Source organism: Nocardia sp. NPDC004260 (assembly GCF_053603155.1).
In genome coordinates this window covers 21250-32617 of sequence record NZ_JBSGEZ010000018.1, presented here as the reverse complement: position 1 = coordinate 32617, position 11368 = coordinate 21250, and the positions used below count along the sequence as shown (strand labels likewise).

At 67.5% G+C, this 11368-nt stretch carries 10 protein-coding genes; 7 read left to right on the top strand and 3 right to left on the bottom strand.

What is annotated here, in order from left to right; translation table 11 throughout:
- Nucleotides 1–14: 14 nt before the first annotated feature.
- From ACWEO7_RS13310 to ACWEO7_RS13290, 5 genes are all read left to right on the top strand, one after another.
- Nucleotides 15–374: a histone-like nucleoid-structuring protein Lsr2 gene (locus tag ACWEO7_RS13310; protein WP_039794672.1), complete on the top strand. Its 360-nt coding sequence runs from the start codon at nucleotides 15–17 to the stop codon at nucleotides 372–374.
- A gap of 229 nt (nucleotides 375–603) precedes the next feature.
- Complete coding sequence (locus ACWEO7_RS13305) at nucleotides 604–1203, top strand: FHA domain-containing protein (protein ID WP_355079137.1); 600 nt, start codon at nucleotides 604–606, stop codon at nucleotides 1201–1203.
- A 132-nt stretch (nucleotides 1204–1335) separates the two neighbouring features.
- Nucleotides 1336–1926, top strand: a complete 591-nt coding sequence (locus ACWEO7_RS13300; protein ID WP_452423306.1) for an anthrone oxygenase family protein — start codon at nucleotides 1336–1338, stop codon at nucleotides 1924–1926.
- 87 nt (nucleotides 1927–2013) lie between these two features.
- Nucleotides 2014–2955 (top strand): esterase/lipase family protein, encoded by a 942-nt coding sequence (locus ACWEO7_RS13295; protein ID WP_452423304.1) that lies wholly within the window; start codon nucleotides 2014–2016, stop codon nucleotides 2953–2955.
- 290 nt (nucleotides 2956–3245) lie between these two features.
- The gene (locus ACWEO7_RS13290) at nucleotides 3246–5801 is read left to right on the top strand and encodes an ATP-dependent Clp protease ATP-binding subunit (RefSeq protein WP_450018146.1); all 2556 of its coding nucleotides are present in this window, start codon (nucleotides 3246–3248) and stop codon (nucleotides 5799–5801) included.
- Nucleotides 5802–5875: 74 nt separating this feature from the next.
- Here the strand turns inward: ACWEO7_RS13290 and ACWEO7_RS13285 are convergent, their stop codons facing one another.
- The 3 genes from ACWEO7_RS13285 to ACWEO7_RS13275 all read right to left on the bottom strand — a co-directional run bounded on the left by ACWEO7_RS13285 (nucleotide 5876) and on the right by ACWEO7_RS13275 (nucleotide 9517).
- Nucleotides 5876–6682 carry an LLM class flavin-dependent oxidoreductase gene (locus ACWEO7_RS13285; RefSeq protein WP_452423302.1) on the bottom strand — a complete coding sequence of 269 codons (807 nt, stop codon included), beginning with the start codon at nucleotides 6680–6682 and terminating at the stop codon, nucleotides 5876–5878.
- A 527-nt stretch (nucleotides 6683–7209) separates the two neighbouring features.
- A complete protein-coding gene (locus ACWEO7_RS13280) occupies nucleotides 7210–7911 on the bottom strand; it encodes a response regulator (protein ID WP_452423300.1) in 702 nt (233 codons plus the stop codon).
- A 148-nt stretch (nucleotides 7912–8059) separates the two neighbouring features.
- Nucleotides 8060–9517, bottom strand: a complete 1458-nt coding sequence (locus ACWEO7_RS13275; protein WP_452423298.1) for a histidine kinase — start codon at nucleotides 9515–9517, stop codon at nucleotides 8060–8062.
- 193 nt (nucleotides 9518–9710) lie between these two features.
- Between ACWEO7_RS13275 and ACWEO7_RS13270 the strand changes: the two genes are divergently transcribed.
- Nucleotides 9711–10505, top strand: a complete 795-nt coding sequence (locus ACWEO7_RS13270) for an ATP-binding cassette domain-containing protein (RefSeq protein ID WP_452423296.1) — start codon at nucleotides 9711–9713, stop codon at nucleotides 10503–10505.
- The gene (locus tag ACWEO7_RS13265; RefSeq protein ID WP_452423294.1) at nucleotides 10502–11365 is read left to right on the top strand and encodes an ABC transporter permease; all 864 of its coding nucleotides are present in this window, start codon (nucleotides 10502–10504) and stop codon (nucleotides 11363–11365) included. Before ACWEO7_RS13270 ends, ACWEO7_RS13265 begins: the two co-directional genes overlap by 4 nt.
- Nucleotides 11366–11368: the final 3 nt, after the last annotated feature.

Below are 11368 nucleotides of genomic sequence, written 5' to 3'. Positions count from 1 at the left end.
AGGACGTTCATCTCATGGCAAAGAAGGTCACCGTTAGCCTGATCGACGATGTCGACGGTGAGTCCATCGCAGACGAGACCATCGAGTTTGCGATCGACGGTGTGTCGTACGAGATCGACCTGTCGTCGGCAAATGCGGCGAAGCTGCGCGACGGTTTGGAGGAGTGGGTTTCGAATGCGCGCCGGGTCAGTGGCCGGCGCCGGGTCAAGGCCGCCGCGGCCGCAACGGGCACTCCGAAGAGCCGGGTCTCGATCGATCGGGAACAAAGCGCCGCAATTCGTGAGTGGGCGCGCCGTAATGGGCACAAGGTGTCCGCGCGGGGCCGCATCTCCGCCGACATCACCGACGCGTACAACAAGGCCGCGAAGGGATAGTTCTTTTTCCGGCCGCCGTCCCGGCGAATCGTGCGACGTCGGGACGGCGGTCTTGTTTGTGATAGGGCTTCGATATAGCAGCGAGACCTGATCGCACGGTGGCCCGTCACGGCGGATGAATCGATCTTGCTCGTGGTACCCGGAAGCGGCACCATGGAAACGTGCGAAGGTCACTGGCGGTATGGAGAGGTGAGGTATCGGCGCAGTGACAGGATTCGTCGGATCATTCTTGCGGTTCACCGATGACGCCGGTCGGCAGCAGGAGCTCACGCTCACGCCCGACCGCGGCCGCGTCACCATCGGCCGCTCCCCGCATGCCGATCTCGCCCTGAGCTGGGACGCCGAGGTGTCCCGGTTGCACGCGGCGGTCGAATACCTGGGTGCGCACTGGACCATCGTGGACGACGGCCTCTCCCGCAACGGCACTTTCGTCAACGGGGACCGGCTGGTCGGCCGCCGCAGACTGATGGCGGGCGACGTCATCCGGGTCGGTACGTCTCGGGTGTCCTTTCACGACTTCGGCGGCGTGTCCGACGACATCACCCGCACCTCCACCGGCTCGATACCCACCGCGCGGTCGCTCACCGAAACGCAGCGCTCGGTCCTGGTCGCGCTGTGCCGCCCGTACAAGCACGGCGCGGGTTTTGCCACTCCCGCCTCGAATCAGCAGATCGCCGAGGAGTTGTTCCTCAGCGTCGACGCGATCAAGACCCATCTACGCGCGTTGTTCGCCAAGTTCGGGGTGGAGGATCTGCCGCAGAACCAGAAGCGGGTGCGGCTGGCCGGACTGGCCATGCAGAGTGGGCTCATTTCCGATCGGGACCTCTGAGACGTCCACCGTAGACGCTCGCTCATCCGATCGAGCTTCTCGACCATGGAGAGTCGGGGCGGCGACGGCTTGACTCGGAGACAAGCGGCCGGGGCGATGGCTCCGGCCGGTTTCCGAAGCAGGAGGAAAGTCATGACCGCCACACGTCTCGCCGCACTGGTGCTCGCCACACCGGCTACGGGCCTGGTCGCGGGCCTTTTCTACGCGTACGCCAATTCGGTGATGCCCGCGCTGGCCCGCACCGACGATCGCGCGATGATCGACGCGATGCAGAAGATCAACGTGGTGATCATCAACCCCTGGTTCATGATCGGCTTCCTCGGCACGGTCGGGTTCACCATCCTGGCCGCGGCGCTGCATCTGGGACGTGAGCACCGGAGCACGCTGATCTGGATCGGCCTGGCTCTGGTGCTCAACGTGATCGCCTTCGCGGTGACCTCCGGGCTGAATGTTCCGCTCAACGACCAACTGGCCGCCGCGGGCGACCCGGCGTCGATCGCCGACCCGGCGGCGGTGCGCGCCGATTTCGAATCCGCCTGGGTGCGTTGGAACATCGTGCGCGGCGTCTTCCACACGCTGGCCTTCCTGGTGCTGTGCGGTGCGCTGTTCGTCGCGGGAATCCAGCAGGGGAAGGCATCCGCCGCGGCGGCGCCGGGCCGGATCACCGCAGGCGATTACACGGCGTCGTACCCGTCCGGCGCGTCGGCCTTCGGTCAGAGCTGATTTCCACAACGACCCGCCGGAATCTGCGCCGTCTGGGCCACTCCGTGCGGTAGCTTCCCCGAAGACGATCCGGACCGGGAGGCTATCGTGCGGCGTGTCCCAGGCTTTTCGTTGTTCATCGTTCTGCTCACCGCGGTGTGCGCCACCGCGGGCGCTGCGCACGCCCAGGAGCGATATCCGGTCGAGTTCAACTTCTTCGCGGGCATTCCCGCCGAACTGTCCAATCCGGGTGGTTCGCTGCCTGGCACCAACGACTGGTCTTGCCGGCCGAACTCCGAGCATCCGAACCCCGTGGTCCTCGTGCACGGCACGGGCGGTGGCGCACAGACGAACTGGGGCGTGTACGCGCCGCTGCTGGCCAACGAGGGCTACTGCGTGTACTCGGCCACGTTCGGCGCCTACGACCTGCCGTGGCCCGCGTCGGCCATCGGGGGCATGCTCCCGATCGAGCAGAGCGCGGCCCAGCTCGCCGCCTTCGTAGACCGGGTGCGCGCCGCGACCGGTGCGCACAAAGTCGACCTCATCGGCCATTCCCAGGGCAACTTCATCGGCAACTACTTCGTCAAACGGCTCGCGGGCGCGGGCAAGGTGGACAAGATGGTCGGTCTGGCCCCGCCGTGGCAAGGCTCGAACGCGTACGGCATGGCGGACCTGAACGCGTTCGGCACACGCCTCGGCCTCGGTCCGCTGTTCGACGCCGTGGCCGGATCGCCGTGCAATGCCTGCAGGCAGGTGTTGCAAGGGTCGGAGTTCGTGCGCGAGCTCAACGCGGACGGCGTCTACCACCCCGACGTGACCTACACCAATATCGCGACCCAGCTGGACGAACTGGTGGTGCCGTATACCTCCGGCTTGGTCACCGGCCCCCATGTGACCAACATCGTGGTTCAGGACGGCTGCGCGACGGAATACTCTGGGCATACGGGCATAGCGGGCAGCAAGAGGGCCGCGACCTACGTGCTCAACGCGCTCGATCCCGCTCATCAACGCCCGGTGCCCTGCGGTTTCGTCGACCCGTACACGGGGTAGGCGGCCGAGGTCGTACGTGTGCGGCGCAGATCCGGTCGGCGGACGGTTTGTTCGCTGAGGGCAAAACCCGGCCGGAAACGAATCCCGCGACGCCCACGTTATGAGTGAATGACCGTGCTGTCGCCGGTCGGCAATAGGGTGGACCGGCGGCGGTGGCATCCCCCGCCAACTAGAGTGGAGGCGGGGGCCGCAACCCCCGGGCTTCATGGCAGGCTGACGCCCACGGTTGTTGTACACAGCACACTGCGGCGTCTGTTGCCAGAATGTCGGAGCAGGAGAGTGAGGGAGCGATGTTCGAGAGGTTCACCGACCGCGCGAGGCGTGTCGTTGTCCTGGCCCAGGAAGAGGCCCGGATGCTCAACCACAACTACATCGGCACCGAGCACATCCTGCTGGGGCTGATTCACGAGGGTGAGGGCGTCGCGGCCAAGTCGCTGGAGTCGCTCGGCATTTCGCTGGAAGGCGTGCGCAGCCAGGTGGAGGAGATCATCGGCCAGGGCCAGCAGGCCCCGTCCGGTCATATCCCGTTCACCCCGCGCGCCAAGAAGGTGCTTGAGCTGAGCCTTCGCGAAGCGCTGCAGCTCGGCCACAACTACATCGGCACCGAGCACATCCTGCTCGGCCTCATCCGTGAGGGCGAGGGCGTGGCGGCGCAGGTGCTGGTGAAGCTGGGCGCCGATCTCAACCGTGTGCGCCAGCAGGTCATCCAGTTGCTGTCGGGATATCAGGGCAAGGAGCCGGTCGAATCCGGTTCGCGCGGCGAGGCGGGCACACCGTCCACCTCGCTCGTGCTCGACCAGTTCGGTCGCAACCTGACCCAGGCCGCGCTCGAGGGCAAACTCGATCCGGTCATCGGCCGCTCGAAAGAGATCGAGCGGGTCATGCAGGTGCTCAGCCGCCGTACCAAGAACAACCCGGTGCTGATCGGCGAGCCCGGCGTCGGCAAGACCGCCGTCGTCGAGGGGCTCGCGCAGGCCATCGTCAACGGCGAGGTCCCCGAGACGCTGAAGGACAAGCAGCTCTACACCCTCGACCTGGGCTCCCTGGTCGCGGGCAGCCGCTACCGCGGTGACTTCGAAGAGCGCCTGAAGAAGGTGCTCAAGGAGATCAACACCCGCGGCGACATCATCCTGTTCATCGACGAGCTGCACACGCTGGTCGGTGCGGGCGCCGCCGAGGGCGCCATCGACGCGGCCTCGATCCTGAAGCCGAAGCTGGCCCGCGGCGAGCTGCAGACCATCGGCGCGACCACCCTCGACGAGTACCGCAAGTACATCGAGAAGGACGCCGCCCTGGAGCGCCGGTTCCAGCCGGTGCAGGTGGGCGAGCCGACCGTCGAGCACACCATCAACATCCTCAAGGGTCTGCGCGACCGCTACGAGGCGCACCACCGGGTCTCCATCACCGACGGCGCGTTGGTGGCCGCCGCCACCCTTGCCGACCGCTACATCAACGACCGGTTCCTGCCGGACAAGGCGATCGACCTGATCGACGAGGCGGGCGCGCGGATGCGCATCCGTCGCATGACCGCTCCGCCGGACCTGCGCGAATTCGACGACAAGATCGCGGAGGCGCGCCGGGAGAAGGAGTCCGCGATCGACGCGCAGGACTTCGAGAAGGCCGCGCGGCTGCGGGACAAGGAGAAGCAGCTCGTCGCCAAGCGGGCAGAGCGGGAGAAGCAGTGGCGTTCGGGTGATCTGGACGTCGTGGCCGAGGTCGACGACGAGCAGATCGCCGAGGTGCTGGCGAACTGGACCGGTATTCCGGTGTTCAAGCTCACCGAGGAGGAGACCACCCGTCTGCTCCGCATGGAGGACGAGCTGCACAAGCGGATCATCGGCCAGGAGGACGCGGTCAAGGCCGTCTCCAAGGCCATCCGCCGCACCCGTGCCGGCCTGAAGGATCCGAAGCGTCCGTCCGGCTCGTTCATCTTCGCCGGCCCGTCCGGCGTCGGTAAGACCGAGCTGTCCAAGGCGCTGGCGAACTTCCTGTTCGGCGACGACGACGCGCTCATTCAGATCGACATGGGCGAGTTCCACGACCGCTTCACCGCTTCGCGGCTGTTCGGCGCCCCTCCGGGCTACGTCGGCTACGAAGAGGGTGGCCAGCTCACCGAGAAGGTGCGCCGCAAGCCGTTCTCGGTCGTGCTGTTCGACGAGATCGAGAAGGCCCACCAGGAGATCTACAACACCCTGTTGCAGGTCCTGGAGGATGGCCGCCTGACCGATGGCCAGGGCCGTACCGTGGACTTCAAGAACACGGTGCTGATCTTCACCTCGAACCTCGGCACCTCGGACATCTCGAAGGCCGTTGGTCTCGGCTTCACCCAGTCGAACAACGAGGGCTCGAACTACGAGCGGATGAAGCTCAAGGTGAACGACGAGCTGAAGAAGCACTTCCGGCCGGAGTTCCTCAACCGCATCGACGACGTGATCGTCTTCCACCAGCTCACCAACGAGCAGATCGTCGAGATGGTGGACCTGATGATCGGCCGCGTCGCCACGCAGCTGAAGAACAAGGACATGGCGATCGAGCTCACCCCGAACGCCAAGAACCTGCTGGCCAAGCGTGGCTTCGATCCCGTGCTCGGTGCCCGGCCGCTGCGCCGCACCATCCAGCGCGAGATCGAGGACCAGCTGTCGGAGAAGATCCTCTTCGGCGAGATCGGTCCGGGCCAGACCATCGAGGTCGACGTCGAGGGCTGGGACGGCGAGGGCTCCGGCGAAGACGCCAAGTTCACCTTCACCGGTAAGGCGAAGCTGACCAAGGCCGCGGGCGAGGAGAAGCCCGAAGTCGTGCTCACCGGCGCGACGGAAGGCTCCACCGAAGCTGCCTCGGGCGAGTAAGTCACAACCGAAAAAGCCCGTGCCCACCTGTGGGCACGGGCTTTTTCGTATTCGGTCTCGGTCGCTGCGCCGGGTCAGGAATCGTGGTCGGCGAAGTAGGCAAGGATCGGTGCGAAGTCAGCGGCGAGTTCGCCGGGCACGATCACCTCGTCGATGCCGTACTTTTCCCGGCGTCGGTCGAGGATCTCGGCGGCGGCGGCCGGTTCCGCGGGAATCATGCCCGCCGCGCCCGCGTCCGCGAGGGCGTCGGCGGTCAGGCCGAGCTTCGTCGCGGTCCAGATCGGTAGCCGCTGCCCGATGCCGACCACCTGATGGGTGAAGCGCAGGGTGCGGTCGGTCCCGTCCCGTGCGGTGCGGACCAGCTCGGCCAGCTCCGTCTCGGTGGCCGCGGGTGCCGCGGCCAGCAGGATGCGGTCGGCGAATTCCGCCGCCGTCGCAAGCATTCTGGGTCCGTTGGCGGCGACCACGACCGGTGGGGTGGGGTTCACTCCAGCCCGCACGGCGGCGATGGTGGCGACCAGCTGTGCGCGCCGTTGCGCGGGCGAACCCCAGGACGTGCCGAGCCACTGTGCTTCGGCGGCGGCGTCCGGGCGTCCCGAGCCGATTCCGAGTTCGAAACGCCCGCCCGACAGCAGCTGCAATGCCGCGGTCTCCCTGACCGTGGCGGCCGGTGTGCGCAGCGGTGCGGCGAGGACGTTCGGGCGCAGCCGAATGGTGGTGGTGACGGCGGCCGCCGCGGCGAGGGCCGGAAACGGCGAGGGGGTGAACCGGGTGTCCGGCAGCAGGATGGTCCGGTAGCCCTGCTCTTCGACGGCGGCTGCCTCGCGCGCCCAGTCCGCTCCCGAACGCGGAGTGAGAACGATACCGAAGGTCATGCTCATGGTGGGATCAAAACTCACGGCCTCGGGTCGAGTGAAAATATTCATGACGAAAGACTGCGCCGAAGGGCATGCCGGGGGCATCGGTCGCGCGTCGGCACTCGGAATACGCCTGGATACGTACGTCCGGAGCGCGAAGGCTCTGCCCGCGGTGATTTACCAGTTATTTGCTAATCGGCATCAGACTGGACAATTAATGTTCGCTGAGAAATTGCTATCGGCTGATATCGGGAGAAGTCGGACCGTGTCGCACTGCGCTGGCGCGCCGCGCGAGGAGGAAGAATCTCGGACTGGGCTGCGGCTGTGCCTGGTCCTGGCCGTAGTCGCGCACCGAAGAACGCGCAAGAAGGGGTGGGACGCTCATTCTGCCGGATGGTCCGACCGCGAATCACGGAATTCGGCGCGGGTTTGCCCACAGACTGGTCGCCGGCCTGCCGTCTTTATTCGGAGGATGGGCGCCGGGGTAGTTTGATTCCGGTTCCCATGGCAGTGCGGCGAAGCGGTCCGGCCCCTGGGCAATGATCGGCGGCTCAGTGCCAGCCGGGGCGGACGAGTCCGGATTCGTAAGCCATGACCACCAGTTGGGTGCGGTCTCTGGCGTGCAGTTTGGTGAGAATGCGGCTGACATGGGTACGGGCGGTCGCCGGGCTCATGTAGAGCCGTTCGCCGATCTCGGCGTTGGTGAGACCCTCGGCGACCAGCGTCATCACCTCGCGTTCGCGATCGGTGAGCTCGGCGAGCGTGGCCGTCGGCGGCGTTTTCGCGCGGGTGGAGAATTCCGCGATCAGCGTGCGGGTCACGCCGGGGGACAGCAGCGCGTCGCCGGCGGCGACCACCCGGACGGCACGAACCAGATCCGCCGGTTCGGTGTGCTTCACCAGGAACCCCGTCGCGCCGGAGCGCATCGCCTCGAAGACGTACTCGTCGAGTTCGAAGGTGGTCAGCACGACTACGCGCACCTCGGCCAGCAGGGGGTCCTCGGCGATCACGCGGGTGGCGGCCAAGCCGTCCAGGATGGGCATGCGGATGTCCATCAGCACTACGTCGGGACGCAGATCGCGGGTCATGCGCACGGCCTGCTCCCCGTTTTCCGCCTCGCCGACCACTTCGATGCCGTCCTGGGCATCCAGCAATGCCACGAACCCGCCGCGCACCAATGCCTGGTCGTCGGCCACCAGCACCCGGATGCCGGATGGAGCGCGTGCCGGGACCGGATCGTGGTGCTCGTGCATCGGATCTCCTCTGCCGTGGGCTGACGATCGCGTCAGCGCTGCGCGCGACCGGCCGGGGTGCTCGGTCGTACGGCCGTATCGGCGGGTCGGTCCGGTGTGGCACGCGACTCGCTCTCGCTCGAGCCGGTGGCGCTCGACGTGCCCGTGGTCATCGAGTGCGATTCCCGGCAGCCTTCGCGGAACTCTGATCGGCCGCGGCCGATGTCGTGCCGCTCTGCTCGGTTCTTCTCGCGGCCGCGTCGCCGCGGCTCGGCGTGCTCGTCGCCACGGTGGATTGGTCCGGAGCTTGCGCTACCGCGTTGTTCCGGTCCGCTTCTGCCGCCCCGGCGCCTCGGATCGGCACTCCCGGTGACGCCGTGGCCGCGCCGGGTTCGGGTGTTCGCGTGGGCAGCCGGGCCGCGACCCGGAACCCGCCGCTGGGGCGCGGGCCCGCGGTGAGTGCGCCGCCGAGGGCGTGCGTGCGCTCGCGCATGCCGATGATGCCGTTGCCGCCGCCGTTCCCGGAGCGCGTCGGGGCACTGGTCGGGCGGCTGTTGTCGACGGTGATGTCGACCGAGTCCGGGGTGTAGCGCACGGTCACCGTTGCTTCGGCGCCGGGTGCGTGCCGGAGCACGTTGGTCAGCGACTCCTGGATGATTCGCGCCGCTGCCACGTCGATGACGCTGGGCAATTGCTGCGGGGTGCCGAGCAATCGCGTGGTGACGGTCAGTCCGGTGCTGCGCGGGCGCTGCAACAGGTCGTCCAAATCGCCGATGCTCGGGGCGGGGGTACGCGGGGCGGGCGGCGGCTCGGCCTCGGTTGTCCGGCGGGTCTCCTCGGCATTCGCCTCGGCTGTGGGCGATTGCTCGCTGGGCGCCGCGGGTGCGCTTCCGGACCGAATCGTGTGCAGGAGCGCGTGCACCTCGGCGAGGGCGTCACGACTGGCGTTCTTGATCGCCGTGAGCGCCGTCTCCGCCTGCTCCGGGCGTTTGTCGAGCAGTTCCAGCGCCACCGAGGACTGCACGTTGATCGTCGACAGGCTGTGCGCCAGCACGTCGTGCAGCTCGCGGGCGATGGCGAGCCGCTCTTCGCTGGCCCGCCGCTCACGCTGCGCCTCCTCGTCCCGGCGCGCGGCCTCGGCGCGCTGCCCGCGCGCGACGAGTACGGCCTTGCGCTGCCGGATGCCCTCGGCCACCAGCAGCAGCACGGCCAGCCACGCCATCAGCGCGAACACCTGCCACAGGTTCGCGGGGCGGTCGAGCAGTGCGGGCAGCGGCCAGACCAGCGCCAGGTAACCGAGCGGGACGAGCGGATAAGTCCACCACCGTGATCCGCTGCTCGCGGCGGTCAAGAAGGCGATGACCAACGAGACGAAGATCGGGCCGTATCCGTAGCCTCGCAGAAAGTACGCCAGGCACACGGCGAGCACGACGATCAGCACGGGCAGCGGTTGCGCGCGCCGCCGGATCAGCGCCACCGGGCCGGCCAGCAAGAGCAGGTAACCGAGTGCGTCGAGGGAGTGCACTCCGGTCTGCCGCATGTTCGCGAAAGTGCCTCCGACCAACTGAACCGCGGCGACGACGAGCGCGACGCCCCAATCCCAGCCGACCGAACTCCGATCTGTCATCCCTGCCACCCGCACCCACGTAGCCTATGCGGCTCGGTCGTGATTCGACGTCCGCCTGGAAACGTATTTCGTGGAAATTGCACCGATTCGGGTGTTCGCAGACCATGGAAGCGGCTCCGCACCAGCTGATCCGTTACGGCCACGGATCGATCCGTCGTTTCAGTTACGTATGCGGATCGTCGCCCGGCGACGGATGTCCGCGAACGGTGCGGGCAAGACCACCACCCTGCGGATGCTGGCCGGGCTGATCCGTCCGAGCGAGGGTACGGCCACCGTCGCGGGGCATCGGCCCGGCGATCCAGCGGTGGTGCGCCGGATCGGCGTGCTCATCGAGGGGCCCGGGTTCTATCCCTACCTTTCCGGCCGGGACAACCTGCGCGTGCTCGCCGAATATCGCGGGCTCGGGCGCCCGGAGGTGGAGGACGCGCTCGAGCGAGTCGGGCTGGCGGGCCGTGCCGAGGACAAGTACCGGACCTACTCGCTGGGCATGAAACAGCGCCTCGGCGTGGGCGCGGCATTGCTGGGCAACCCCGACCTGCTCATCCTGGACGAGCCGACCAACGGCCTCGATCCCGCCGGTATGGCCGAAATGCGGGAGCTGATCACCGCTTTGGCCGCCGAGGGGCGGACGGTGCTGCTGTCGAGTCACATGCTCAGCGAAGTTCAGGCGATCTGCGACCGGGTCGGCGTGATCTCGCAGGGCAGGCTGCGCACCGAAGCGACGGTCGCGCAGTTGCGCGGCAACTCGTCGCTGGTGGTGCGGGCCGAGCCGGTGGAGGTGGCCCTGCCCGCGGTGCGCGGGCTGGTGGGTGACCGTTCAGCGCTGTTGACCGCGAGCGGCATCCGGATCGAGTCGGACACCGTCACCGCGCCCGCCGTGGCGCGTGCGGTCGTGGCGGCGGGCGCGGACCTACTGGAGCTGCGGGTCGAGGAGAAGTCCCTGGAAGAAGTGTTCTTCGAGATGACGCGATGGGAGGCGGCGCGATGAACGGCATGGCGATCCGGGACCTGATGGCGAGCACGAATGCCGAGATGCTGCGGCTGCGAAAGTGGCCGGCATTCTGGATCGTTCTCGGAACTTGGATTCTGCTGAACCTCACGTTCGCGTATCTGTTCAACTATCTGGCCTACACCTCCGGCGAATCGAGCCGGATGTCCAACGGGCTGCCGCGCGAGGCGTTGCTGCAACAGATGCTGCCCGCGGCGGTTCCCGAAGTATTCACCCAAGGCATGGCCATGTTCGGCGGCGCGCTGATGCTCATCCTCGGCGCGCTGACCGTGGGCAGCGGATACGGCTGGGGAACCTGGAAAACCGTTTACACCCAGGGGCCTTCGCGTGTGCAAGCGGTCGCCGCGGTGGTGTTGAGTCTCGCGACCGTGGTGGTGGCGCTGGTGTGTGCGGCATTCGTCGTCGACATCGCGGTCGCCGCGCTGATCGCGGCGTCCCAGTCGCAGGCGCTCACCATGCCCGCACTGGATCGGTCGCTGCTCGGAATTTCCACCGGCGTAGCCATTCTCGGTATGTGGACGTTGGCGGGGGCGCTGATCGGCGCGCTCGCCCGTGGGCCCGCGCTCGCGGTGGGGCTCGGCCTGGTCTGGGTGCTGGCGGTGGAGAACCTGTTGCGCGGCGTAGCCGGGATCTTCGCGGCGATCGAGGTGGTCACCGATCATCTGCCCGGCACGGCGGCCGGGTCGCTGGCCGGAGCGATGCGCACCGTGGACGGTCCCGCCACGCCCGGTGTGCAGCAGATTCTTTCGCGGACGGAATCGCTGGTCGTGCTGGCCGTCTATTCGGTGCTGTTCGCGGGCGGCACGATTTGGCTGATGCGCAGACGCGATCTGGTGTGAGCG

What these genes read in the sequence shown, in the direction of transcription:
- ACWEO7_RS13310 (WP_039794672.1), top strand. Translation starts at nt 15, where the DNA reads ATGGCAAAGAAGGTCACCGTTAGCCTGATCGACGATGTCGACGGTGAG.
- ACWEO7_RS13300 (WP_452423306.1), top strand. Translation starts at nt 1,336, where the DNA reads ATGACCGCCACACGTCTCGCCGCACTGGTGCTCGCCACACCGGCTACG.
- ACWEO7_RS13290 (WP_450018146.1), top strand. Translation starts at nt 3,246, where the DNA reads ATGTTCGAGAGGTTCACCGACCGCGCGAGGCGTGTCGTTGTCCTGGCC.
- ACWEO7_RS13285 (WP_452423302.1), bottom strand. Translation starts at nt 6,682, where the DNA reads ATGAGCATGACCTTCGGTATCGTTCTCACTCCGCGTTCGGGAGCGGAC.
- ACWEO7_RS13280 (WP_452423300.1), bottom strand. Translation starts at nt 7,911, where the DNA reads ATGCACGAGCACCACGATCCGGTCCCGGCACGCGCTCCATCCGGCATC.
- ACWEO7_RS13275 (WP_452423298.1), bottom strand. Translation starts at nt 9,517, where the DNA reads ATGACAGATCGGAGTTCGGTCGGCTGGGATTGGGGCGTCGCGCTCGTC.
- ACWEO7_RS13270 (WP_452423296.1), top strand. Translation starts at nt 9,711, where the DNA reads ATGTCCGCGAACGGTGCGGGCAAGACCACCACCCTGCGGATGCTGGCC.
- ACWEO7_RS13265 (WP_452423294.1), top strand. Translation starts at nt 10,502, where the DNA reads ATGAACGGCATGGCGATCCGGGACCTGATGGCGAGCACGAATGCCGAG.